The organism is Stenotrophomonas sp. 704A1, from assembly GCF_030549525.1.
Lineage (GTDB): Bacteria > Pseudomonadota > Gammaproteobacteria > Xanthomonadales > Xanthomonadaceae > Stenotrophomonas > Stenotrophomonas tuberculopleuritidis.
This window is the reverse complement of the sequence record NZ_CP130831.1, coordinates 129,155-154,666: the sequence shown is the minus strand read 5'-3', so window position 1 is coordinate 154,666 and position 25,512 is coordinate 129,155. Positions and strand designations below refer to the sequence as shown.

At 68.5% G+C, this 25,512-nt stretch carries 19 protein-coding genes; 15 read left to right on the top strand and 4 right to left on the bottom strand.

The features are described 5' to 3' along the window. Positions 1-228 precede the first annotated feature (228 nt). Positions 229-864 (bottom strand): tetratricopeptide repeat protein, encoded by a 636-nt coding sequence (locus tag Q5Z10_RS00625; RefSeq protein WP_303637436.1) that lies wholly within the window; start codon positions 862-864, stop codon positions 229-231. Positions 865-1,033: 169 nt separating this feature from the next. On the opposite strand from Q5Z10_RS00625, the gene Q5Z10_RS00620 reads away from it, so the two are divergent. The 3 genes from Q5Z10_RS00620 to Q5Z10_RS00610 all read left to right on the top strand — a co-directional run bounded on the left by Q5Z10_RS00620 (position 1,034) and on the right by Q5Z10_RS00610 (position 6,466). Further along, entirely contained in the window at positions 1,034-4,720 is a 3,687-nt protein-coding gene (locus Q5Z10_RS00620; protein ID WP_303637435.1) for an indolepyruvate ferredoxin oxidoreductase family protein, read from the top strand. 162 nt (positions 4,721-4,882) lie between these two features. Beyond that, positions 4,883-5,140 carry a helix-turn-helix domain-containing protein gene (locus tag Q5Z10_RS00615; protein ID WP_303637434.1) on the top strand — a complete coding sequence of 86 codons (258 nt, stop codon included), beginning with the start codon at positions 4,883-4,885 and terminating at the stop codon, positions 5,138-5,140. Between the two features lie 3 nt (positions 5,141-5,143). Further along, positions 5,144-6,466 (top strand): type II toxin-antitoxin system HipA family toxin, encoded by a 1,323-nt coding sequence (locus Q5Z10_RS00610; protein WP_303637433.1) that lies wholly within the window; start codon positions 5,144-5,146, stop codon positions 6,464-6,466. On the opposite strand, the gene Q5Z10_RS00605 is transcribed toward Q5Z10_RS00610, so the two are convergent. After that, positions 6,467-7,081 carry a DUF938 domain-containing protein gene (locus tag Q5Z10_RS00605; protein WP_303637432.1) on the bottom strand — a complete coding sequence of 205 codons (615 nt, stop codon included), beginning with the start codon at positions 7,079-7,081 and terminating at the stop codon, positions 6,467-6,469. 637 nt (positions 7,082-7,718) lie between these two features. Between Q5Z10_RS00605 and Q5Z10_RS00600 the strand changes: the two genes are divergently transcribed. The 9 genes from Q5Z10_RS00600 to Q5Z10_RS00560 are packed head-to-tail and all read left to right on the top strand — an operon-like array spanning position 7,719 to position 20,059. Continuing rightward, positions 7,719-9,350 carry a TldD/PmbA family protein gene (locus Q5Z10_RS00600; protein ID WP_303637431.1) on the top strand — a complete coding sequence of 544 codons (1,632 nt, stop codon included), beginning with the start codon at positions 7,719-7,721 and terminating at the stop codon, positions 9,348-9,350. Between the two features lie 28 nt (positions 9,351-9,378). Further along, entirely contained in the window at positions 9,379-11,013 is a 1,635-nt protein-coding gene (locus Q5Z10_RS00595; protein WP_303637430.1) for a TldD/PmbA family protein, read from the top strand. Positions 11,014-11,034: 21 nt separating this feature from the next. Beyond that, the gene (locus Q5Z10_RS00590; protein WP_303637429.1) at positions 11,035-12,369 is read left to right on the top strand and encodes a TldD/PmbA family protein; all 1,335 of its coding nucleotides are present in this window, start codon (positions 11,035-11,037) and stop codon (positions 12,367-12,369) included. Next, positions 12,369-13,076 (top strand): DUF4159 domain-containing protein, encoded by a 708-nt coding sequence (locus Q5Z10_RS00585; protein ID WP_303637428.1) that lies wholly within the window; start codon positions 12,369-12,371, stop codon positions 13,074-13,076. Before Q5Z10_RS00590 ends, Q5Z10_RS00585 begins: the two co-directional genes overlap by 1 nt. Positions 13,077-13,092: 16 nt before the next feature. Further along, entirely contained in the window at positions 13,093-14,076 is a 984-nt protein-coding gene (locus Q5Z10_RS00580) for an AAA family ATPase (protein WP_303637427.1), read from the top strand. 7 nt (positions 14,077-14,083) lie between these two features. Beyond that, entirely contained in the window at positions 14,084-14,980 is an 897-nt protein-coding gene (locus tag Q5Z10_RS00575; protein ID WP_303637426.1) for a DUF58 domain-containing protein, read from the top strand. Continuing rightward, positions 14,977-16,098: a BatA domain-containing protein gene (locus tag Q5Z10_RS00570; RefSeq protein ID WP_303637425.1), complete on the top strand. Its 1,122-nt coding sequence runs from the start codon at positions 14,977-14,979 to the stop codon at positions 16,096-16,098. Before Q5Z10_RS00575 ends, Q5Z10_RS00570 begins: the two co-directional genes overlap by 4 nt. After that, entirely contained in the window at positions 16,095-18,254 is a 2,160-nt protein-coding gene (locus tag Q5Z10_RS00565; RefSeq protein ID WP_303637424.1) for a hypothetical protein, read from the top strand. Before Q5Z10_RS00570 ends, Q5Z10_RS00565 begins: the two co-directional genes overlap by 4 nt. After that, the gene (locus Q5Z10_RS00560; protein ID WP_303637423.1) at positions 18,251-20,059 is read left to right on the top strand and encodes a hypothetical protein; all 1,809 of its coding nucleotides are present in this window, start codon (positions 18,251-18,253) and stop codon (positions 20,057-20,059) included. Before Q5Z10_RS00565 ends, Q5Z10_RS00560 begins: the two co-directional genes overlap by 4 nt. Positions 20,060-20,103: 44 nt before the next feature. Here Q5Z10_RS00560 and Q5Z10_RS00555 read toward each other — a convergent pair whose 3' ends face one another. Together Q5Z10_RS00555 and Q5Z10_RS00550 are read right to left on the bottom strand one after the other, a co-directional pair. Next, on the bottom strand, positions 20,104-20,772 hold the full coding sequence (locus tag Q5Z10_RS00555; RefSeq protein WP_303637422.1) for a hypothetical protein: 669 nt from the start codon (positions 20,770-20,772) through the stop codon (positions 20,104-20,106). Positions 20,773-20,812: 40 nt separating this feature from the next. Continuing rightward, positions 20,813-21,331 carry a hypothetical protein gene (locus Q5Z10_RS00550; RefSeq protein WP_303637421.1) on the bottom strand — a complete coding sequence of 173 codons (519 nt, stop codon included), beginning with the start codon at positions 21,329-21,331 and terminating at the stop codon, positions 20,813-20,815. 212 nt (positions 21,332-21,543) lie between these two features. Between Q5Z10_RS00550 and Q5Z10_RS00545 the strand changes: the two genes are divergently transcribed. The 3 genes from Q5Z10_RS00545 to Q5Z10_RS00535 all read left to right on the top strand — a co-directional run bounded on the left by Q5Z10_RS00545 (position 21,544) and on the right by Q5Z10_RS00535 (position 25,490). Next, positions 21,544-24,033: a DEAD/DEAH box helicase gene (locus Q5Z10_RS00545; RefSeq protein WP_303637420.1), complete on the top strand. Its 2,490-nt coding sequence runs from the start codon at positions 21,544-21,546 to the stop codon at positions 24,031-24,033. Next, positions 24,030-25,046 carry a ribonuclease H-like domain-containing protein gene (locus tag Q5Z10_RS00540; RefSeq protein WP_303637419.1) on the top strand — a complete coding sequence of 339 codons (1,017 nt, stop codon included), beginning with the start codon at positions 24,030-24,032 and terminating at the stop codon, positions 25,044-25,046. The genes Q5Z10_RS00545 and Q5Z10_RS00540 overlap by 4 nt, the downstream gene beginning before the upstream one ends. Before the next feature lie 108 nt (positions 25,047-25,154). Continuing rightward, positions 25,155-25,490, top strand: coding sequence for an I78 family peptidase inhibitor (locus Q5Z10_RS00535; protein WP_303637418.1), 336 nt, complete (start codon positions 25,155-25,157; stop codon positions 25,488-25,490). Positions 25,491-25,512: the final 22 nt, after the last annotated feature.

Below are 25,512 nucleotides of genomic sequence, written 5' to 3'. Positions count from 1 at the left end.
ACGTACCAACAGCAGCGGCAACCTGTCAGAGGTGGGGCGGTGTGGGCAGGCAGGACCGTTGGCGCCATGGATGGCGCCATCGAGCCCCCAAGGATGGGTTTACGGCGTGTCCTGCCTGTCCACACCGCCCCGCCATCCCGCAGGAAGCCCGCTGTTGCTTCGGCTGTTGCTGTTGCTGTTGCTCCGGCCTCTGCGGGTGCCGGGTGCAACCCGGCCGAACCCCCACCCTCAGGGCCAGGCCGGTGGCGCCGCCGCCCAGGCCTGCTGCACTTCCCCGAGCGTGGCCCGTTCATCATCGCGCCACTGCGGCAGCAGCTGCGCATAGCGGCTGCTGTCGCTCCACTGCGTCGGCTCGGTGCGCACCGCGGCGGCATACCACTTCACCGCTTCCTGCTGCTGGCCTGCGCGCCACAGCGCCAACGCGAAGCTCGGCGGCACCCAGCCGGGATTGCTGCGCAGCGTACCGGCGGCAGCCTGCCACTGCTCCAGTGCGGCCAGTGCCTGCCCCTGCCGCAGCAGATCCCAGCCATAGTTCCAGCGCACGCTGCGGCCCAGGGCACTCTGCACCGGCGCCTCGGCCAGCGCTTCGCGGTACAGCTTCTCGCCCAGTTCCGCACGCCCCTGCGCGATGGCCACCGAGGCCAGCTGCGCCGTGGCTTCCAGGCCCTTGCGGCCCCGCTCGCGGTGCTTCAGCAACTGGGCAACCAGGTCTTCGCCCTCGGCCTGCACCACCACGATCGGTGCCGCTGCGGTATCGCTGTCGAAATAGAACTCCTGCGGTGCCGGCAATGCCGGCGCGGCCCATGCCGCGGCCGCCCCCGCGGCCAGCATCACGCCGGCCAGGAACTGTCCTGCAACTGACATCCAAATTCCCCCAGGTTGAAACACCAACCTCCCTCTCTCTTCCCGATCCTAACCCCAGCACGGCCGTCGGCGCGAGTGCCGGGGCTTGCGGGCCCCACTGTTACAATCCGCGCCTTTCCCGCCGCGTGCTCTGCGCGGCCGGTGCCAGCCGATCCTGACCAGGCCAGCCATGACCAGTACCGCGCAACTCACCTCGCCCGCCTCCGCCGACCTGCTCGATCGTGATTACACGCTCGACCACAAGTACACCCGCAACGCGGGGCGGATCTACCTGAGTGGTGTGCAGGCGCTGGTGCGGTTGCCGCTGATGCAGCGCCTGCGCGATGCGCATGCGGGCATCGACAGCGCCGGCTTCGTCAGTGGCTACCGTGGCAGCCCGCTGGGCGGCTTCGACCTGGAGCTGTGGCGCGCGCGCAAGCACCTGGACGCGGCCAGGGTGAAGTTCACCCCGGGCCTCAACGAGGACCTGGGCGCCACCATGGTGTGGGGTACCCAGCAGACCAACCTGTTCCCCGGCGCCAACGTGCAGGGCGTGTTCGGCATGTGGTACGGCAAGGGCCCGGGCGTGGACCGCTGCGGCGACGTGTTCAAGCACGCCAATGCCGCCGGCACCTCGCGCCATGGCGGCGTGCTGGCACTGGCGGCCGATGACCATGCCTGCCGCAGTTCGACCCTGCCGCACGGCAGCGAGGACGAGTTCGTCAGCGCGATGATGCCAGTGCTGAACCCGGCCGGCGTGCAGGACATCCTGGATATGGGCCTGCTCGGCTGGGCGATGAGCCGGTATACCGGCCGTTGGGTCGGCTTCAAGACGATCGCCGAGACGGTGGAATCGTCGGCCTCGGTCGAGGTCGATCCGATGGCCCGGCGCATCGTGCTGCCGGACGACTTCGAGATGCCGTCCGGTGGCCTCAACATCCGCTGGCCGGACCCGCCGCTGGACCAGGAAATGCGCCTGCACCGCTATGCGGTGAAAGCCGCGCAGGCCTTTGCCCGCGCCAACGGCATCGACAAGGTGGTGATGGATGCACCGCGTGCGCGGCTGGGCATCGTGACCACCGGCAAGAGCTACCTGGACGTGCTGCAGGCGCTGGAATACCTGGGCCTGGACGAAGCCGCGTGCGCCGACATCGGCATCCGCGTGTACAAGGTCGGCATGACCTGGCCGCTGGAACCGCAGGGCATCGCGCGCTTCGCGCAGGGCCTGGACGACATCATCGTGGTGGAGGAGAAGCGCGCCTTCATCGAGCGCCAGATGAAGGAACAGTTCTTCAACTGGCCGGCCAGCTGGGGCCAGCGCCCGTCCATCGTCGGCAAGTACGACGAGAGCGGCGAATGGATCCTGCCGTCCACCGGTGAGCTGACCCCGGCCACCATCGCCGGCGTGATCGGTCGCCGCATCCAGAAGTTCTTCAACAACGAGTCGATCGAGCAGCGCCTGCAGTGGATGCAGGAAAAGGAAGCCGAGCTTGCGTTGCCGCGCGCCAGCTTCCCGCGCGTGCCGCACTACTGCTCCGGCTGCCCGCACAACACCTCCACCCAGGTGCCAGAAGGCTCGCGTGCGCTGGCCGGCATCGGTTGCCATTACATGGTGACCTGGATGGACCGCAGCACCGATACCTTCACCCACATGGGCGGCGAAGGCGTGACCTGGGCCGGGCAGGCGCCGTTCACCGATACCCCGCACGTGTTCCAGAACCTGGGCGACGGCACCTATTTCCACAGTGGCTCGCTGGCGATCCGCCAGGCGGTCGCCGCCGGCGTCAACATCACCTACAAGATCCTCTACAACGATGCGGTGGCGATGACCGGCGGCCAGCCGGTGGACGGCCCGCTGAGCGTGCCGGACATCGCAAAGCAGATGCGCGCCGAGGGCATCCACACCATCGTGGTGCTGTCGGACACCATCGGCAAGTGGACCGGCCAGCGCGAGCACTTCCCCAGCGATGTCGAGTTCCACGACCGCAGCGAACTGGATGCGGTGCAGAAGCGCCTGCGCGAAGTGAAGGGTGTTTCGATCCTGATCTACGAACAGACCTGCGCCACCGAGAAGCGCCGCCGCCGCAAGCGCGGCAAGCTGGAAGACCCGCAGAAGCGCGTGCTGATCAATTCGCTGGTGTGCGAAGGCTGCGGCGACTGCGGCAAGAAGAGCTTCTGCGTATCCGTGCTGCCGAAGGAAACCGAGTTCGGGCGCAAGCGCGAGATCGACCAGTCCAACTGCAACAAGGACTACTCGTGCGTGAACGGCTTCTGCCCGAGCTTCGTCACCGTGCACGGCGGGCAGCCGCGCAAGGGCAGCAAGCGCGATGCCGCCACGCTGCTGGACAACCTGCCCGCACCGGTGGTGCGCAGCTCGCTGGAGCAGCCCTGGAACATCCTGATCACCGGCGTGGGCGGCACCGGCGTGGTGACCATCGGCGCGCTGCTGGGCATGGCCGGGCACCTGGAAGGCAAGGGGGCCTCGGTGCTGGACCAGACCGGGCTGGCACAGAAGGGCGGCGCGGTGACCACCCACATCCGCATCGCCCGCCGCCCCGAAGACATCCACGCGGTGCGCATCGCCGCCGGCGAAGCCGACCTGGTGGTGGGCTGTGACATGGTGGTGGTGAACGATTACTGGGCGCTGTCGAAGGTACGCGCCGGCCGCTCGCAGGTGGTGCTCAACACCTACGAAGCGATGCCGGGCACCTTCACCACGCGACCGGACATGCAGTTCCCCGCCGCCGACATCATTGCCGGCGTGCGCGTGGCACTGGGTGGCGAGGAACCGCTGCTGCTCGATGCCACCCAGCTGGCCACCGCACTGCTCGGCGATGCGATCGCGGCCAACCTGTTCATCCTCGGCTACGCGTGGCAGCAGGGCCTGGTGCCGCTGTCGTTCGACTCGCTGATGCGCGCCATCGAACTGAATGGCGCGGCGGTGGCGATGAACCAGCAGGCCTTCGCCTGGGGCCGCCTGGCCGCGGTCGATCCGCAGGCCGTGCAGCAGGCCGCAGGCCTGGTCCGCAATCTGCATACCGACAGCGAATCCACCCCCGGCCCGCTGCACCCGCTGCCGCCGGGCGAGTGGGAGGGCAACGAATGGGGCGCCACCGCTGCGCCGCGCGACACCGGTGACGAACGCGAGCTGCGTGGCCTGCCGACCCACGGTGGCGACGTGGCGTTCCTGCCGCTGGACGATGCGCGCCTGTCGCGTTCGCTGGAGGAAATGATCGCGCGCCGCGCCGCGTTCCTGGTCGAGTACCAGGACGCCGCCTACGCCAACCGCTACCGCAGCCTGGTCGAACGCGTGCGCGCGGCCGAAGCCGAGCGCATCGGCGGTTCCACTGCGCTGACCGAGACCGTGGCCCGTTACCTGTTCAAGCTGATGGCCTACAAGGACGAGTACGAAGTGGCCCGCCTGTATACCAGCGGCGACTTCCAGCGCCGCCTGCAGCAGCAGTTCGAGGGCGACTACCAGCTGCGCTTCCACCTGGCACCGCCGCTGTTCGCCAGGAAGGACGAGCAGGGCCGGCTGCTGAAGAAGGAATATGGCCCGTGGATGTTCAAGGCCTTCGGTCTGCTGGCGAAGCTGAAGTTCCTGCGTGGCGGCCGCTTCGATGTGTTTGGCCGTACCGACGAGCGCCGCATGGAGCGCCAGCTGATCGCCGACTATGAAGCCACCGTGCAGCTGCTGCTGGACGGCCTGGAGGACGACCGGCTGGCACTGGCGGTGGAGATCGCCAGCATTCCCGAACACATCCGTGGCTTCGGCCACGTCAAGGAAGCGCATTTCGAACAGGCCAAGGCGCGCGAAGCCGCCCTGCTGGCGCAGTGGCGCAACCCGAAGGCGCTGCATATCGTGCAGGTGGCTTGAGGCCCCAGTCGGCAGACGCCGTATGCAACCTATTGATTGCGTATTTGGATAGCAATCGATAGGTTGCTTCCTGGCTGGGAAAGCGATAGGTTGCTTGTCGTAAAGCAACCTATCCTTTGCGTACGCATTCGAGTACGGTCATTTTTCCTGGGGACTGCCGGTATGGACAGGCCGCTGCACACGGTGAGGACAGCTCAACAACTGGCGCCGCTGATGCGTGCTTTCAGGCGCCAGGCGGGCCTGAGCCAAGCTCAGCTGGCGGAGCAACTCGGCATCAGCCGCCAGGCAGTAGGGGCGTTGGAGCGCGACCCGGCATCGGCAAGCTTCGAACGGCTGATGAGGGTCTGGGCTGTGTTGGGTCTGGAAGTCAGCCTGCAACAACGACGTCCCCCGGAGAACACATCGGCGCTGGAGTGGTGAGCCATGGGTACGCTGCGGGTCTGGATGAATGGTGTGGAGGTCGCGCTCTGGGAGGATGTTCGGAGCGGATCTCCCCGACTTTCGTACATGGACCCGTGGGTCCGCTCGGCCCAGTCCCGACCACTATCACTGTCTCTGCCCCTGCTCCCGGAAGGTGGGAGCCATCGAGGTAGCGTCGTCAACGACTACTTCGACAACCTTCTTCCCGACAACGTCGCCATCCGCAATCGGATCCGCGACCGGTTCGCCACGCGCAGCGCCGACACGTTCGATCTCCTTGAAGCCATTGGACGGGATTGTGTGGGTGCGGTGCAGCTGTTGCCGCCTTCGCATCCACCGGGAGACATCCGGCAGATTACCTATGAGGCGTTGAGCGAATCCGGCGTCGCCACGATCCTGCGCCGGGTGACCTCAGGTGCTCTGCCGGGCGCCCCCACCAGCGATGACGCGTTCCGCATTTCCATCGCCGGTGCGCAGGAAAAGACCGGTCTCCTGCTGCATGCCGGCCAGTGGTGCATTCCCACCGGCAGTACGCCATCCACCCACATCTTCAAGCTGCCACTGGGCATTGTTGGCAACATGCGGGCGGACATGCACCAGTCCGTCGAGAACGAATGGCTGTGCATGCATCTGCTTTCCGCCTTTGGAATTCCCGTTGCAGAGACGCAGATGGGGCGCTTCCAGAACGAGCGCGCGCTCATTGTCGAGCGATTCGACCGCCGCCTGTCTGCGGATAGACGGTGGTGGCTGCGGCTGCCGCAGGAAGACATGTGCCAGGTATTTGGTCTTCCCGCCGCCAAGAAGTATGAATCCGATGGTGGCCCTGGCATCGTGGCGATCATGGATCTGCTTCGACAATCCGAGCATTCCGGGGATCGCGCGACCTTCTTCAAGACGCAGATTCTTTTCTGGATGCTGGCTGCAACCGATGGCCACGCCAAGAATTTCAGCGTCTACATTGAAGCCGGCGGACGCTTCCGCCTGACGCCCGTCTACGATGTGCTGTCGATGTATCCCATCCTGGGCAGGGGGCCCAACCAGCTCGACCCACGCAATGCACAGCTGGCCATGTCCGTACAGGGCAAGAACCGCCACCGGAAACTGCACCTCGTGCGACGGCGGCACTGGAACGACACCGCTCGTGCCTGCGGTGTCGCCGATGGCGCAGAGCCGTGGATCGAAGCGTTGATCGCGGCCGTCGAGCCGGCCATCGGAAAGGTCACCCGTCAGCTCCCACGTGACTTCCCTGCAAGTGTGTCCGAACCCATTTTCAAGGGGCTACGCGCTGCCGCAGCACGCCTTTCCGGCATGGCCCCGGACGCCTGATCACCCCAGCCGCCACAGCAGCAGCCGGTTGTTGGCCGGCATCGCCGCGTCGCGCAGGCGCGTGAAGCCGTTGTCCGCGGCCAGCGCCTGCACCGCTTCGCTATCGCGAATGCCGCTGCGCGGGTCGCGTGCCTTCAGCCAGGCATCGAACTGCGCGTTGCTGTCGCTGGTGTAGCGGCCGCCGTAATTGAATGGGCCATACACCGCCAGCAGCGCGCCGTGGCGCAGCAGCGGTGGCAGAGCGGCGAACAAGGCCTGCACGTAGTCCCAGCCCATGATGTGCAACGTGTTGGCGCTGAATGCCGCGTCGAAGGTGCTGCCTTCGGGCAGTGCGAGACCCGGCGCAGGCGGCAGCTCCACCTGCAGCGCCAGCGGCGGCAGCAGGTTCAGCAGCGCCGCCTCGGCACGCCAGGCCTCGATGCCCGGCAGATGGTCCGGGTGATCGCTGGGCTGCCAGCGCAGCCACGGCCAGCGCTCGGCGAAGAACGCCGCATGCTGGCCGGTGCCGCTGCCGATCTCCAGCACCCGATGGCGATCGCCCATCCACGGGTCGAGCGCGGCGGCGATCGGTTCGCGGTTGCGTTCGCAGGCTTCTGAATACGGCTTGCTCGACATCAGGGCGGGATCCAGGCGGGGGCGACCCATTGTGCACGAGGGGTCTGTTGCTGAGCAGGGCTGCGCCCTGCACCCGCCGAAGCAACAGCAACAGCGGGCTTCGTGTGGGATGGCGAGGTGGGTCCGGTTGCGGGGGACGCCGTGAATACGTCCCTGTAGGCTCGGTCGCACCATCCATGGGGCTCACGCCCCCGCAACCGGACCCACCCCGCCTTCGACAGTTGGCCGGTGGCCAGTAGATCCACGCCATGCGTGGTGTTTTCCGAGTTCAATTCGAAATGTTCGATTCCGATGGAGATCCATCCACGCACAGCGTGAATCCATCAGAACGCAGGAATCTGTCAGAGGCGGGGCGGTGTGGGTTGGCAGGACCGTTGGCGCCATGGATGGCGCCATCGAGCCCCAGGGATGGGTTTACGGCGTGTCCTGCCCACCCACACCGCCCCGCCATCCCACGGAATACCCGCTGTTGCTGTTGCTGTTGCTCTGGCCTCTGCGGGTGCAGGGCGCAGCCCTGCCGAAACCCTCCCCAACCATGACTGCAGTCACTTGCCCGAATGCCCGCCGCTGGCGAAAGTCGGGGCGTTGACGTGATCGGAGCGGTCCTTTGCCGCCCGCAGGTTGTGAGAGAGACGCAGTGCAACGACGTGAGTTCCTGGCATTTTCCGGTCTGGGCCTGGCGGGCCTGGTGCTGCCGCATTCGCGGCTGATCGCCGCCGAGCAGCTGCTGGCTCCGGTCGACCCGGCCCAGCGTCGGCGCCTGGCCGAGGTCGCCCTCGCCGCCGCGCGCACGGCCAAGGCCAGCTACTGCGATGTGCGCATCGGCCGCTACCTCAACCAGTCGGTCATCACCCGCGAGCACCAGGTCGGCAACGTGACCAACCGCGAATCGTCCGGGGTGGGCGTGCGGGCGATCGTCAACGGCGCCTGGGGCTTCGCTGCGACCCACCAGCAGACCGAGGCCGCCGTGCGCACCGCGGTCGAGCAGGCGGCGGCGATCGCCCGCGCCAACGCCGGCATCCAGACCCGGCCGGTGCAGCTGGCGCCGACACCGCCGGTCGGTGAGGTGCGCTGGCAGACCCCCATCCGTCGCAACGCCATGGAAGTGCCGATCCAGGACAAGATCGAGCTGCTGCTGGCGCTCAACGCCGCCGCGCTGAATGCGGGCGCCGACTACATCAATTCCACGCTGTTCCTGGTCAACGAGCAGAAGTACTTCGCCTCCAGCGATGGCTCATTCATCGACCAGGACGTCCACCGCATCTGGCTGCCGTTCACCGCCACCGCGATCGACAAGGCCAGCGGCAGGTTCCGTACCCGCGCCGGGCTGTCCTCGCCGATGGGCATGGGTTACGAGTTCCTCGATGGCGACGCGCGCGGCAAGGTGCCGCTGCCCGGCGGCATCACCGCCTACCGCGATTCCTACGACCCGGTCGAGGACGCCATTGCGGCCGCCCGCCACGCACGCGAGAAGCTGAAGGCGCCGTCGGTGAAACCGGGCAAGTACGATCTGGTGCTGGACCCGTCCAACCTGTTCCTGACCATCCACGAGAACGTCGGCCACCCGCTGGAGCTGGACCGCGTGCTCGGCTACGAAGCCAACTATGCCGGCACCAGCTTCGCCACGCTGGACAAGCGCGATGCCGGCTTCCGCTGGGGCAGCGACATCGTCACCTTCTTCGCCGACAAGACCCAGCCCGGCAGCCTGGGTGCGGTCGGCTACGACGACGAAGGGGTGAAGACCCAGCGCTGGGACCTGGTGCGCGACGGCATCCTGGTCGATTACCAGGCCACCCGCGATGAGGCCCACATCCTCGGCCGCGATGCCTCGCACGGCTGCAGCTACGCCGATTCCTGGTCCAGCGTGCAGTTCCAGCGCATGGCCAACGTGTCGCTGGCCCCGGGCAGAACACCGCTCAGCGTGGAGGACATGATCAAGGACGTGGAGAACGGCATCTACATCCACGGCCGCGGCTCGTACTCCATCGACCAGCAACGCTACAACGCGCAGTTCGGTGGCCAGCTGTACTACCAGATCAAGAACGGAAAGATCACCGGCATGGTCGAGGACGCGGCCTACCAGATCCGCACGCCCGAATTCTGGAATGCCTGCAGCGCCATCTGCGATGAACGCGACTTCCGCCTGGGCGGCTCGTTCTTCGATGGCAAGGGCCAGCCCGGACAGGTCTCGGCGGTCTCGCACGGTTCGTCCACCACCCGCTTCAACGGCATCAACATCATCAACACCGCGCGCAGTCTCGGCGCTTGAGCCACCCCGTCCTTCTTGGAGAGCAGCCTTGCACAGACGTGACTTCCTGGCCCTGACCGGGCTTACCGCTGGCGGCCTGATCGTGCCGTCGTTCTTCGGCAAGGCGATCGCCGCCGAGCAGCTGCAGTCCAGCCTCGACCCGGCGTTGAAGAAGCGCCTGGCCGACGCCGCGCTGCAGGCTGCGCGCAGTGCCGGCGCCACCTACTGCGACGTGCGCATCGGCCGCTACCTGCGGCAGTTCGTGATCACCCGCGAGGACAAGGTGCAGAACGTGGTGAACACCGAGTCCACCGGCGTGGGCATCCGCGTGATCGTCAATGGTGCCTGGGGCTTCGCCGCCACCAATGCGCTGGGCACGGCCGATGTGGCCCGCGCCGCGCAGCAGGCCGCGGCGATCGCCAAGGCCAACGCCGGCGTGCAGACTGCCCCCGTGCAGCTGGCCAAGGCGCCGGGCGTGGGCGAGGTGAGCTGGAAGACACCGATCCGCAAGAACGCGATGGAGGTACCGATCAAGGAGAAGGTCGACCTGCTGCTGGACGTCAACGCCGCAGCGCTGAGCGCCGGTGCCAGCTTCGTCAACTCGATGCTGTTCCTGGTCAACGAGCAGAAGTACTTCGCCTCCACCGATGGCTCCTACATCGACCAGGACGTGCACCGCATCTGGGCGCCGATGACGATCACCGCCATCGACAAGGCCAGTGGCAAGTTCCGCACCCGCGAGGGCCTGTCGGCGCCGATGGGGCTGGGGTACGAGTACCTGGACGGCGCCGCCGCCGGCAAGGTTCTGACCCCCAATGGCGTGGTCAACTACGGGTCGTCCTACGACATGAAGGAGGACGCCATCGCTGCGGCGAAGCAGGCGCAGGAGAAGCTGAAGGCCCCGTCGGTGAAGCCGGGCAAGTACGACCTGGTGCTCGATCCGTCGCACACCTGGCTGACCATCCACGAGTCGATCGGCCATCCGCTGGAACTGGACCGTGTGCTTGGCTACGAGGCCAACTATGCCGGCACCAGCTTCGCCACCCTGGACAAGCGCGAGCAGCGCTTCCAGTACGGCAGTGAGCACGTCAACATCTTCGCCGACAAGACCCAGCCGGGCAGTCTCGGCGCCGTGGCGTACGACGACGAGGGCGTGAAGTGCAAGCGCTGGGACCTGATCAGCAACGGCAAGCTGGTGGACTACCAGACCATCCGCGACCAGGCCCACATCCTCGGCAAGACCGAATCCGATGGCTGCTGCTACGCCGACTCCTGGTCCAGCGTGCAGTTCCAGCGCATGGCCAATGTGTCGATGGCACCGGGCAGGACCCCACTCAGCGTCTCGGACATGATCAAGGACGTGGAGAACGGCATTTACATCATCGGTGACGGTTCGTTCTCGATCGACCAGCAGCGCTACAACGCGCAGTTCGGCGGGCAGCTGTTCTACGAGATCAAGAACGGCCAGATCACCCGCATGCTGGAGGACGTGGCCTACCAGATCCGCACGCCGGAATTCTGGAATGCCTGCAGCGCCGTGGCCGACGAACGCGACTACCGCCTGGGCGGGTCGTTCTTCGACGGCAAGGGCCAGCCCGGCCAGGTTTCGGCGGTTTCGCATGGTTCGTCCACCGCGCGCTTCAACGGCATCAACGTCATCAACACCGCACGCAGCCTCGGCTGACCGGTCAGGAGCCCTTACACCATGAGTATCTTCACCGAAGCCCAGGCCAAGGCCATCCTCGACAAGGTCATTGCCCTGTCCAAGGCCGATGAATGCAGCGCCGTGCTCGCCGGCTCGATCGCCGGCAACATCCGGTTCGCACTGAACAACGTGTCCACCAGCGGCATCGTCGACAACACCGAACTGGCCGTCACCGTCGCCTTCGGCAAGCGCGTGGGCACCGCCTCGATCAACGAGTTCGACGACGCCGCGCTGGAGCGCGTGGTACGCCGCGCCGAGGACCTGGCACGCCTGGCACCGGAGAACCCGGAGTTCATGCCGGCCATCGGCAAGCAGACCTACCGCCCGAGCCCGACGTTCAGCGAATCCACCGCTGCGATCGATCCGGCGTTCCGCGCCAAGGTCGCCGCCGATTCGATCGCACCGTGCCGTGGCAACGGCCTGATCGCTGCCGGCTTCCTCGAGGACGGCCAGGGCTTCCAGGCCACCGCCAACAGCAACGGCAACTTCGGCTACCAGCGCACCAGCAGTTTCGACTACACCTGCACGGTGCGCACCGAAGATGGCCGCGGCTCGGGCTGGGTCGGCCGCAACCTGAAGGACGCAGCGGACTTCAAGGCCGACCAGGACATCCGCATCGCCATGCGCAAGGCCACCGAGTCGGCCGAAGCCAAGGCGCTGGAGCCGGGCAAGTACACGGTGATCCTGGAGCCGGCCGCCGCCGCCGGCCTGATCAGCTTCATGATGAACTTCTTCAGCGCGCGCTCGGCCGATGAAGGCCGCAGCTTCCTGTCCAGGAAGGGCGGTGGCAACAAGCTGGGCGAGCAGGTCTACGACCCGCGCGTCACCATGCATGCCGACCCGTGGCACCCCGAAGCACCGGTGCTGCCGTGGGATGCCGAAGGCCTGCCGCGCGAGCGCATGGCCATCATCGAGAACGGCAGGATCGCCAACCTGGAGTATTCGCGCTTCTGGGCGCAGAAGCAGGGCAAGACCGCCAGGGCCACCCCGGGCAACCTGCTGATGAGCGGCGGCGACAAGAGCACCGCCGAGCTGGTACGCGGCACCCAGAAGGGCATCCTGGTCACCCGCACCTGGTACATCCGCATGGTCGATCCGCAGACCGTGCTGCTGACCGGCCTGACCCGCGATGGCACCTTCTACATCGAGAACGGCCAGATCAAGCACCCGGTGAAGAACTTCCGCTTCAACGAGTCGCCGGTGATCATGCTCAACAACATCGAAGAGCTGGGCAAGCCGGTACGCGTGGCCGGTGATGAATCTTCGTTCGTGATGATGATCCCGCCGATGAAGCTGCGCGATTTCACCTTCACCTCGCTGTCCGACGCGGTCTGATGGACCGGCGGGCCTGCCTGCGCTGGTTGGCCGCTGCCGCTTCGGCGGCGGCGTTGCCGGCCTTCGCGCAGGCAGGTCCGCGCAGTTCGCGCTACGACTTCTGGTTCACCCGCCTGCAGTACGACTCCGGCGACTGGGACGTGGACGCGCGCATGCCGTCCAACCTGATCACGTCGCTGATCGACTACACCTCGCTGCGGGTCGACCCGCAGGAACACGTGATCGCGCTGGCCGACCCGCGCATGCTGGAAGCGCCGTTCTGCTACCTGGCCGGGCACACGCTGGTGGAGTTCAACGCCGCCGAGCGGCAGAACTTCGTGCGCTACGTGCGCAACGGTGGCTTCGTGTTCGTCGACGACTGCAACCACGACATCGATGGCCTGTTCGCCACCTCGTTCGAAGCACAGATGGCCCGCCTGTTCGGTCCGAAGGCGCTGCAGAAGCTGCCCAACAGCCACGCGCTGTACCGCAGTTTCTTCCGCTTCCCGGACGGTCCGCCGGCCACCAGCTTCGAGCTCAACGGCTGGGGCGACGACCTGGTGCACGACTACCTGAAGGGCATCGAGGTCGATGGCCGCCTGGGCCTGCTCTACAGCAACAAGGACTACGGCTGCGAGTGGGATTACGACTGGCGCAACAAGCGTTTCCTGGCCGAGGACAACACCCGCTTCGGCGTCAACATCGTGATGTACGCGTTGAACAACTGATAGGACCTGCACGCCCATGACCCGTCCCGACCTCGATTCCCTGCTGCCGCGTCTGCACGATCTGCGCGCTGCGCTCGCGCGCGCCGTGGTCGGTCAGCACCGCGTGGTCGAGCAGCTGCTGATCGGCCTGCTGGCCGGTGGCCACTGCCTGCTGGAAGGGGCGCCCGGGTTGGGCAAGACCCTGCTGGTGCGCTCGCTCGGCCAGGCCCTGGAACTGCAGTTCCGGCGCGTGCAGTTCACCCCGGACCTGATGCCCAGCGACATCCTCGGTACCGAACTGCTGGAGGAAGACCACGGCACCGGCCACCGCCATTTCCGCTTCCAGCAGGGCCCGATCTTCACCAATCTGCTGCTGGCCGACGAACTCAACCGCACCCCGCCCAAGACCCAGGCCGCGCTGCTGGAAGCGATGCAGGAGCGCACGGTCAGCTATGCCGGCACCACCTACGCATTGCCCGCGCCGTTCTTCGTGCTGGCCACGCAGAACCCGATCGAGCAGGCCGGCACCTACCCGCTGCCGGAAGCACAGTTGGACCGCTTCCTGCTGCACGTGCTGGTGGACTACCCCAGCGAGGACGAAGAGCGGCAGATCCTGGAACAGACCACCGGCGGTGCCACCGACGCGGTGCCGAAGGTGATGGATGCCGAGGCGGTGATCGCGCTGCAGGCCGCAGTGCGCCAGGTGCACGTCAGTCCCGACGTACTGGCCTGGATCACCCGCCTGGTACGCGCCAGCCGCCCCGGCGACGGTGCGCCGGCCGCCATCAACCAGTGGGTGAAGTGGGGCGCCGGCCCGCGCGCCGGGCAGTCGCTGGTGCTGGCGGCGAAGGCGCGTGCGCTGCTGCAGGGCCGCTTCGCCGCCACCCGCGAAGATGTGCAGGCACTGGCCGCGCCGGTGATGCGCCATCGCCTGCTGCTGTCGTTCGCCGCCGAGGCCGAGCAGAAGCGTGCCGACGACGTGGTCGCCGCGCTGCTGCAGGCTGTGCCATTCCCGGGCTGATCCACGCGTGAACGCAGGCACCCCGCTGACCCTGCCACCGGAACTGCGCGCGCGCCTGCGCCTGCTGCGGTTGCGGCCCCGCCTGGCCAGTGGCGCCAGCGGCATCGGCCAGCATGCCAGCCGCAACCGCGGTGCCGGGCTGGAATTCGCCCAGTACCGCGCCTATGAACCGGGCGACGAACTGCGCCAGATCGACTGGAAGCTGTACGCACGCTCGGACCGCTTCTTCGTGCGCGAATCCGAACGCGAAAGCCCGATCACGGTCTGGCTGCTGCTCGATGCCACCGCCTCGGCGGGCCAGGCCGACCGCGCCGTGCCGCTGCGCACGCGGCTGGACCACATGCGCGGCGTTGCCGCCTGCCTGGTCGAGCTGGCCCTGCAGCAAGGCGACCGTTTCGGCCTGCTGGCGATCCATGGCGATGGACTGCAGCTGGTGCCCGCAGCGAGCGGCGCACGCCAGCGTGATCGCGTGCACCTGCAGCTGCATGCCCTGCAGGCACGCGGTGGCTGGCCTGCGGCCGATCGCCTGCGGCCGCTGTGGGAGCGCGTGCGTCCGGGTGACCTGCTGCTGGCGATCGGTGATGGTTTCGACGAGGCCGGCATCGCGCTGCTGGAACAACTGGCCAGCGCGCGCCGCGAAGTGGCGCTGCTGCAGATCCTGACCGCCGACGAGCGCGACTTCCCGTTCGACGCCGGCCATCGCTTCCGCGATCCGGAGACCGGCGAGGAACTGCTGGGCGATGGTGCAGCGATCCGCAGCGACTACCTGCAGCGCTTCACCGATGCACGCACTGCGCTGCAGGCGCGGTTGCAGGCCAGCGGTATCGCCACGGCCACCGGTTGGCTCGACCAGCCGCTGGACCAGTCACTGCAGGCACTGTTCGGACGCGGGGGAGGTGCATGACCCTGCTGCTGCCACTGGGCCTGGCCGCGCTTGCTGCATGGCTGCTGCCACTGCTGATCCACCTCGCACGCCGCCATCCGTACACACCGCTGGATTTTGCCGCGCTGCGCTGGCTGCGTGCACAGATCCGTCCACGTCAGCGCATCCGCTTCGATGACTGGCCGCTGCTGCTGGTGCGCCTGCTGTTGCTGGCCGCGCTGGCCTTGCTGCTGGCACGACCTGCATTGACCGGACCTGCGCCAGCCCCCACCGCGTGGACGGTTGTTGCTCCAGGGCTGGACGCGACCGCACTACGTGGCGCCGCCGAAGCGGGCAACTGGCATTGGCTGGCGCCCGGCTTCCCGGCCGTTGATCAAGTGCCACCTGCATCCACTGCATCCCTGCCCAGCCTGCTGCGCGAACTGGACGCGCAGCTGCCCGCTGGCACCGCGTTGACCGTGCACGTTCCCGATCCCCTGCCCGGCCTGGATGGCGCCCGCCTGCAGCTGTCGCGCGACGTGCAATGGCACACGCAGCCGATGCCGGTCACACCGCCGCAGACCGCAGCCGCACCGCCGCGGCTGCGCGTTCACGGCGAGGCGTCGGCCACGGCCCAGCACTGGTTGAACGCACTGCAGCGCGCGTGGGGCGTGCAATCACTGCCCACGCCGCTGGCCGTGGATGCCCTGCCCGAACGCGGTGAGATCGGGGTATGGAGCCGCAACGACACAATGCCGGCGAACTGGCTGGCCTGGTTGCGCGACGGTGGCAGCGTGCTGAGCGCGGCCAGGCCCAGCACCGAGGCCCAGGTCCTGCTACGCAGCGACGAAGGCGTGCCGCTGTTGTGGCAGCAGCGTGTCGGCCTTGGCCGCCTGCTGTCACTGCCGGGCGAGTGGAGTGCTGCCAGCAACGCCGCGCTGCGTGATCCGCAGTTGCCGCGCAACCTGCTGCTGGCCCTGCAACCGCTGCCGTCGCCTCGCCTGGGCGATGCACAGGACCAGACACCCCGTCAGGCGGCCTTGCCCGCAGCAGCAGCTCCGCTGCGTGAGCTGACCGGTTGGCTGCTGCTGGCCATCGTGCTGCTGTTCGCGCTGGAGCGTTGGATGGCCAGCAGTGCGCGTCGCCGGGGCGTCGCATGAGCCCGCTGCACCGCGCCTGGCAACGTGCACGCCGTCGGCGCGCCCTCATCGTCCTGCTGTTGGGCCTTCCATGGGCGCTGGCCGCGACGGTGCTGGCGCTGCGCCTGGCGGGCTTCGACATCGCCTGCGTGGTCGGAACGGTCAGCCTGCTGGCCTGCGCCGCCCTCGCCACCGCGCTCGCCCGTCGGCTGGACCGGCAGTGGCTGCAGCGTCGGCTCGATGCCAGCGGCACCAGCGAAGACAGCGCCGACCTGCTGTTCGCAGACGCCGCCACCCTCAATCCGCTGCAACGGCGCCAGCGCGAGCATGTGCTGGCCACGCTGGAACACGCGATGCCGGAGCTGCGTCCACGCTGGCCGCGCGCCGCACTGGCACTGTGCTGGACGGCAGGCATCGCCATGGCGCTGCTGGTACTCGGCTGGCCACGTTCCGGCCCCGGCACGGCGCCGCCCCATGCCACGGCAGCCGGTGGCAGCCCTGCCGCGGGTCCGCTGCATCTGCAGTCCACCCGCCTGCGTATCGACGCGCCGGCCTATACCGGGCAGGCCACGCTCACCCAGAGCACACTGGATGCCAAGGTCGCCGCCGGCAGCAAGCTGTCGTGGTCATTGCGCTTCGACCGCGCGCCGGACCGGGCATGGCTGCAGTTCCACGACGGTCGCCGGCTGCCGCTGCGCGCGCACGATGGCCAATGGCAGGCACAGGACGTGGCACGCACGCCGGTGCTGTACCGCGTGGTGAGCGAACCGGCCCTGGCCGAAACCCGCCTGCACCGGCTGGACGTGGTGGCCGACCGCGCGCCCAGCGTGCGCGTGCTGGAACCGGCTGCCAGCCTGGTGCTGGGCTCGCCCGGGCAACGGCAGTGGGCACTGCGCTTCGAGGCCAGCGATGACTATGGCGTGGCCGCGCAGGCAACGCTGTCGGTCACCCTCACCCAGGGCAGCGGCGAGAACATCACCTTCGTTCGCCGCAGTGTGGGCCTCACCGGGAGCGGCGAGGCGACCGCGCGGCGTTTCGCGCATACGCTCGACCTTGCTGCACTGGGCGCGCAGCCGGGCAACGATGTGATCGCCCAGCTGGAAGTACGCGACAACCACACACCCGCGCCGCAGACCGGGCGCAGCAGCAGCGTGATCCTGCGCCTGCCCAGCGCCGAGGTCGCACTCGGTGCCGAACTGGAGGGTCGCATCAAGAAGACCCTGCCGGCCTACTTCCGCAGCCAGCGGCAGATCATCATCGATGCCGAAGCGCTGATCCGGCAGCGGCGCAGCCTGGCCGCCGAGGACGTGGTGAAGCGCAGCGATGCGATCGGTGTCGACCAGCGCATCCTGCGCCTGCGCTATGGCCAGTTCCTGGGCGAGGAGAGCGAAGGCGCACCGAAGCCGCCGCCCACCAGCGACCTGCCCACCAGCGACATGCCGGCAGACGACCCTGATGACGATCATGATCACGACCATGGCGCCGGCGCGCATGACGACCATGGCCATGATCACGGTGGCAAGGCTGCCGACGCCGATACGCCGCCGGTGTTCGGCAGCGCCACCGATGTGCTCTCCGAGTACGGCCACACCCATGACCACGCCGAGGCGGCCACCCTGCTCGATCCGCAGACCCGCGCCACCTTGAAGGCCGCGCTGGACCAGATGTGGTCGGCCGAGGGCGAACTGCGCCAGGGCCGGCCAGAGCAGGCGTTGCCGTTTGCCTACAAGGCACTGGGCTTCATCAAGCAGGTGCAACAGGCCGAGCGCATCTACCTGGCCCGGGTCGGACCGGAGCTGCCGCCGATCGATGAAGGCCGTCGCCTCGGCGGTGACCGCGCCGGACTGGCCAGCCGCGAACTGCCGTTGACCGCGCGCACGCCGCCGGACCCGGCTATCGTCGAGGCCTGGCAGCGCCTCGGCGATGGCACCGGCACGCCGGATCTGGATGCGCTTGCGGCCTGGCAGCAGCGCAACGCCGCCTACCTGCCGGATGCGCTCGATCTGGCTGCCGCGATCGAGCAGCTGCGCATCGAACCCGGTTGCGACGACTGCCGCCAGCGCCTGCGCGCGCAGCTGTGGCGCGCCCTGCAGCGTCCCCTGCCGCAGGCGATGCGGCGCAGTGCGGCCGATGCGATGGGCCAGCGCTACCTTGATGCGCTGGAGAAGCAGCCATGAACGCCTCCGCTGCAAACCTGTGGATTGCGCTGGCACTCGCGGTGGTCGTGGCCATCGCCAGCGTGCGCCAGCTGCGTGGCAGCACCGCGCAGCCTGGCCGCCGCTGGATCGTGATCGGGCTGCAGGTCGTTGCCGCCGCGCTGCTGTATTTCTGCCTGGTACCGCCCACCCGCCAGCAGCCGGCGGCCGGCCTGGTCGTGCTGGGCGGGGAAGCCGACAAGGCTGGCGCACTCCCGGCCAGCGAAGGCCCGCTGTTGCTGTTGCCGGAAGCTGCCGGGGTGCCGGGCGCACTGCGCGTTCCCGACCTGGCCACCGCGCTGCGCCAGCATCCGGCGTCCACGCTGACGCTGGTCGGTGCGGGCCTGGCCGCGCGTGACCGCGACGCGGTGCTGCCGCCGGATGTACGGTGGCAGGCCCCACCTGTCCCGCGCGGCTGGATCGCATTGCAGCCCCCGGCCGATGTCGCGCCCGGCGCGCGCTTCGAGGTGCAGGCACAGGCGCGCGGCGTGACAACGGCGAAGGCCGAGCTGCTCGACCCCGCCGGCAGCGTGGTCGATCGCGCGGACGTGGCCGAAGAAGGCCACGTGCAGCTCAGTGGCATTGCCCGCGCCGAAGGGCGCAGCGTGTTCCGGCTGCGCCTGCTCGATGCCGATGGGCAGGTGGTCGACAGCGTACCGGTGCCGCAGCAGACCCTGCCGGCCGCACCGCTGCGCCTGCTGGTGCGCGCCAGCGCGCCGGGGCCAGAGCTGAAGTACCTGCGCCGCTGGGCGGCCGATGCCGGCATCCGTGTGCAGGTGCAGGCCGATACCGGGGCCGGACTCAGCGTCGGCGATGGCGCGGTGGCGATCGATGCAGCATCGCTGACGCGCAGCGATCTGCTGCTGCTGGACGAGCGCAGCCTGGCGGCATTGAGTGCGGGCCAGCTGGCCGCCGTGCGCCAGGCGCTGCGCGAGGGACTGGGCGTGCTGGTACGCAGTGCGGGCGCACCTTCGGCCAGCGCGCGCCAGCGCCTGCGCGATCTGGGCCTGCCGGTGCAGGGCGATGGCAGCAGCCGCCCCCTTGAGCTTCCCGGCGATGGTGACAGCGCGATCCTCGCCGCACGACGTGGCCCGCTCGCCGCCGGCACGTTGCCGACCGGCTACGGCGAAGAGGCCGACCGCAGCTCGCACGGAGCCGCCCTGCCCGCGCTGGAAGCCCTTGCGCTGCAGGTGCCGGGCAGCAGCGCGCTGCTGCAGGATGGTGCTGGCAATGCCATCGGCGGCTGGCGCGCGGCCGGCAAGGGCCGCATCGGCCTGCTGCCGTTGACCGACAGCTGGCGCTGGGTGCTGGCCGGGCGCGACGACCGCCACGGCGAACTGTGGAGCGGCGTGGTCGCCACGCTGGCACGCGCGCAGGGCAGCGATGATGCGCTGTGGTCACCACAGGCGATTGCCTGGGCCGGCGAACGGCAGGCGCTGTGTGGCGCGCAGGCGCCGCTGCAGGCCTTCAACCCGCGTGGCGGCGGCGTGCCGCTGATCGTCGACGGCGCAACCTCGTCCCTGCGCTGCGCCGGCTGGTGGCCCCGCGAGGCAGGCTGGCAACGCCTGCAGCATGGCGACAGCGTTGTCTGGCGCTATGTGTTCGACCCGAAGGACGCACCCGCACTGCATCGACAGGCGATGATCGATGCGACCACACAGGCGTTGGCCTCCAGTACGTCGGCGAACGCGTCGGCGATGCAACCCGTGGCGGGCTCACGCTGGCCGTGGTGGCTGGCGTTCGTGTTGTGCGCATCACTGCTGTGGTGGCTGGAACGGCGGCGCTGACCGCATCGATTGGATCGCAGGCAGCATCCAAGCATGGCGGGGAGCTACCGGGCGCGCCGGTACACACCATTGAAGCGCACGTTCATGCCACCGCATTCGCTGTTGTCGGCCACGATCAGCACCTCGCCCAGCGAATGCACGCGCACCTTGCAGGTGTCCTCAACGAACTCGACATCGGCACCCTGCGGCGTCGCGCGCGCTTCCACCTGGCCCAGGTTGGGCCCATACGGGCGCTGTTCCGGCGTCGGGTTGGCGGAGGGCCAGTAGGCGTCACCCTCCACATGCAGCTGCCCGCCCTGCACGGTGATGCGCAGGCCGTTGTCGCCATCTTTCCAGTCGCCTGCCCAGTCCTTCAGCGTTGGCACCGCCACCGGCAACGGCTGCAGCTTGCTGCGGTCGACCCACCCGGCACTGCCGCCCACCTTGTTCGGGAAGAACGCGCAACGGTAGCGGCCGAGGTCGCGCCCGGTCACCACCGTATCGCCGTTGACCACATAGCTGCGCTGGCGGCAGGCCGGCTCGCCCTTGGCCGGGCAGCCGTCCATGTCACCGAGCAGGTACAGGCGCGGTGCCTCGACCACACGTGCCAGCGCGAACCGGCTCTGTTCAGACGGGAACGCGCCGTTGCGGCAGGCACCCTCACCGGCGATGTCGGCGGCGAAGGCGGAGACCGGCAGCCACGTGGCCAGCAGGCAGAACGAACGCAGGAACATGGCAGCAACCTCCATGGCGGAGGCCGAAGGATATACCGGTCTACTTCACCGGCGACGCATCACCGGATTCCTGCTGCTGGGAGAAGCGCAGCGCACGCTGCTGCTGTTCGGCACTGAATTCCGGCGGTGGCCGTGCGATCGCTGCCTGGATCTGCTCCGGACCGCCGGTAAGCTTGTTGATGCCATTGACGGCCGCCATCACGCCCTTCACCACCCCCATTACGATGTAGCCGCCGCTCATGCTGACCTGCTCCGGCGACGGCGGTTCGCTCCAGTCGCGGCTGAAGCGGTTGTCGCCGAACTTCACCGGGTTCTTGAAGCGGTACAGGTCCAGCGGCTCATCCTCGGGCCTGAGCGCACGCACTTCGCCGAGGGTGGTGACGTTGTCCTGCGGCAGGGCGGTGGAGATCGGCGCGGTGGTTGCCGCCGGTGCCTCTGCAGGAGGGGCGGGCGCTGGGTCGGTCACGGCTACCGGCGCGGCCTGCTGCGCCTGCGCGATGCCGGCCAGCAGCATGCCGGCCAGGAGTGCTCCCTGCATTCCACGTCGTGCCACAGCCATCCACCCTGTTGGTTGCGTCCAGGACTCAAGGATACGGACGCCGGCTTCAGATTTCGTTGCTGCGGCGTTGGCCGTTCAGCCAGGGGCGATGCTCTGATGCGCCGTTCCGCGCGCACTGAACGGTTCACTCCGTCCCATCCCGGTGTCTCACATCCTGAGACGTGGATGTGGTGCCATGTGACCCCTCGATTTACGTCCCGGCTCCACCTTCCATGGCCTACGAACTCGCCAAGCGCACCGCCGATGCGGAGCAGAAGCTCGCCACCCGCGATGGCCTGCCCGCCCGCGACGGAGCGCTGCTCAGTGCACGTCTGCAGCGCCGCTACCAGGACCGCATCACCGGCAGCTTCGCCATCCCCGGCCGCGAGGGCCGCTACGCACCGATTCCCGCTACGGTGCCACCGGCCCTGGCCGGCGCATTGAAGGCACGTGGCATCGAGCAGCTGTACAGCCACCAGGCCGAGGCCTGGGACGCCAGCCAGCGCGGCGAACATGTGGCCATCGTCACCCCCACCGCCAGCGGCAAATCGCTGTGCTACACCCTGCCGGTGGTCAGCGCGGCGATGCAGGACAAGGCCAAGGCGCTGTACCTGTTCCCGACCAAGGCGCTGGCCCAGGACCAGGTGGCCGAACTGCTGGAGCTCAACCGCGCCGGCGATCTGGGGGTGAAGGCCTTCACCTTCGACGGTGATACCCCCGGCGACGCGCGCCAGGCCATCCGCCTGCACGGCGACATCGTGGTATCCAACCCGGACATGCTGCACCAGGCAATCCTGCCGCATCACACCAAGTGGGCACAGTTCTTCGAGAACCTGCGTTACGTCGTCATCGACGAAGTGCATACCTACCGTGGCGTGTTCGGCAGCCACGTCACCAACGTGCTGCGCCGGCTCAAGCGCATCTGCGCGTTCTATGGGGTGCAACCGCAGTTCATCCTGTGCTCGGCCACCATCGGCAACCCGCAGGCGCATGCCGAGGCACTGATCGAGGCGCCGGTCACCGCCATCACCGAGTCCGGCGCGCCCAGCGGGCCCAAGCAGGTGCTGCTGTGGAACCCGCCGGTGGTCAACCCCGACCTGGGCCTGCGCGCCTCGGCGCGCTCGCAGAGCAACCGCATCGCCCGCATCGCGATCAAGTCGGGACTGAAGACCCTGGTGTTCGCGCAGACCCGGTTGATGGTGGAGGTGCTGACCAAGTACCTGAAGGACATCTTCGACCATGACCCGCGCAAGCCGCCACGCATCCGCGCCTACCGCGGTGGCTACCTGCCCACCGAACGCCGCGAGACCGAGCGCGCGATGCGCGCCGGCACCATCGACGGCATCGTCAGCACCTCGGCGCTGGAACTGGGCGTGGACATCGGCAGCCTGGACGTGGTCATCCTCAATGGCTACCCGGGCAGCGTGGCCGCCACCTGGCAGCGCTTCGGCCGTGCCGGCCGCCGCCAGCAGCCCGCACTCGGCGTGATGGTGGCCAGCTCGCAACCGCTGGACCAGTACGTGGTGCGGCATCCGGACTTCTTCGCCGAAGCGTCGCCTGAGCACGCGCGCATCGCCCCGGACCAGCCACTGATCCTGTTCGACCACATCCGCTGCGCCGCCTTCGAGCTGCCGTTCCGGGTCGGCGATGGCTTCGGCCCGATCGACCCGGAAGTGTTCCTGGAAGCACTGGCCGAAACCGAGGTGATCCACCGCGAAGGCGAGCGCTGGGAATGGATCGCCGACAGCTATCCGGCCAACGCGGTCAGCCTGCGCGCGGTGGCCGACGGCAACTTCGTGGTGGTCGACCGCAGCGATGGCCGCCAGCAGATCATCGCCGAGGTCGACTATTCCGCCGCCGCGCTCACCCTGTACGAAGGCGCCATCCACATGGTGCAGTCCACCCCGTACCAGGTGGAAACGCTGGACTGGGAAGGCCGCAAGGCCTACGTCACCCGCACCCACGTGGACTACTACACCGACAGCATCGACTTCACCAAGCTCAAGGTGCTGGACCGTTTCGATGGCGGCGTGGCCGGCCGTGGCGATTCGCACCATGGCGAAGTGCACGTGGTGCGCCGCGTGGCCGGCTACAAGAAGATCCGCTATTACACCCACGAGAACATCGGCTATGGGCCGGTGAACCTGCCCGATCAGGAACTGCACACCACCGCGGTGTGGTGGCAGCTGCCGCAGGCGCTGCTGCTGCGCGCGTTCGCCAGCAAGCAGGATGCGCTGGATGGTTTCCTGGGTGCGGCCTACGCGCTGCACATCGTCGCCACCGTGGCGGTGATGGCCGATGCGCGCGACCTGCAGAAGTCGGTCGGCAACGGCGATGGTTCCTGGTTCGCGATCGCCGACCAGAGCGGCCGCGGCCAGCTGCGCGGCAGCGAGGGCGACCCCGGCGTGGTGGAACTGCTGCAGGAGTTCGTGCCCACCGTGTACCTGTACGACAACTTCCCCGGCGGCGTCGGCCTCAGCGAGCCGCTGTGGCAGCGCCAGGCCGAACTGGTGCAGCGCGCGCGCGAACTGGTGCAGCGCTGCGACTGCAAGGCCGGCTGCCCGGCCTGCGTGGGCCCGGTACTGGCTGCGCAGGAAGAAGATGAGACCTCGCCGCGTGCGCTGGCGCTGCGCGTGCTGGACCTGTTCGATGCGCAGGCCTGCCAGCACGTGCCCGACGTGGTGGTGACTACGCGCGACCCGATGGAGCTGCTGGCCCCGTGAGCCTGAGTCTGGACAAGCTGCGCCTGCTGCGGAAGCAGGCCGGTGACCCGAAGGCCAGCGCGCCGGCCATGGTGGAAGCGCCGCGCCCCGCGGAGGCCCCGGTGGCGGCCAACGATGCAGGGCAGCCGCCCGCCGAGCGCTCGGTGTTCGCCTGGGTGGAACAGGAAATCCGCCACAAGCCGACCGGTGCGGCGGCACCGGCACCGGCAACGCTGCGCCGGCCCGAGGTGGGCGGCCTGCATCGCCTGCTCGGCCTGCGCTCGCGCGGCGGCCCGGCACCGGTGCGCGCCAGTGCACAGGATCGCAGGCTGCCGGGCGAGGAGATCGCGCCGGGCCTGTTCCTGATCGAATCACTGCTGCCGCAGGCGATTCCGGCGCAGCCGCTGTCGCTGGACTTCGCCCGCCGCGACGGCGAGTGCGTGGCTGCGCGCGACCTGCTGTTCTTCGATACCGAAACCACCGGGCTGGCCGGGGGCACCGGCACGCGCGCCTTCATGATCGGCGCCGCCGATTGGCATGCCTGCCCGCAACGCGGCGAAGGCCTGCGCATCCGCCAGCTGCTGATGTCCACCATGGCGGCCGAGGACGCGATGCTGTCCACGTTTGCCGGCTGGTTGCGGCCACAGACCGTGTTCTGCAGCTACAACGGCCGCAGCTACGATGCGCCGCTGCTGAAGACCCGCTACCGCCTGGCCCGCCAGCGGTGCCCGATCACCGCGCTGGACCATGTCGATCTGCTCTACCCCACCCGCCGCCGCTATCGCGGCACATGGGAGAACTGCAAGCTGTCCACCATTGAACGGCAGCTGCTGCGGGTGGTGCGCGAGGACGACCTGCCCGGTTCGGAAGCGCCCGGTGCGTGGCTGCGTTACCTGCGCGGCGGCGATGCGGTGAACCTGCGCCGGGTGGCCGACCACAACCACCAGGACGTGGTGACCCTGGCCCTGCTGCTGCAGCGACTGGTGCGCGAGGAACAGCGCGAGCGGGAAACGCTGGCGCTGGTGCAGCCCTGAACGGAGCCGTGGCCGCAGCGGCACGCGGTCGGGGTTCAGCCGGCGTTGACACCGCTGACACGCGCGGCGGCGACACTGCCGGTTCACCCTTCAGCCGGAGCCGTGCCGATGCGTCCTTCATCCCTGTTGCTGCTGGCCACCCTCCTGCCGCTGGCCGCCTGCAGCCATGCCGGCGGCGGCAGCGCCACCCGTAGTACCGCCGGTGACGGCAGCCTGCCTGCCAAGGTCTCCGATGGCCCGCAGGAGTGCCGTCCGGAAGCTTTGGATGCGTTTACCGGCAAGACCGCCGACGAGGCCACGATCAAGAAGCTGGTGGCCGACAGCGGCGCCCGCAATGCGCGGGTGGTGAAGCCAGGCATGGCGGTCACCATGGATTTCCGCCAGGACCGGGTGACCGTGCAGGTGGACGCGCAGAACCGGATCGAGCGCGCCAGCTGCGGTTGATGGGGCAGCCGCCGGGCCATAC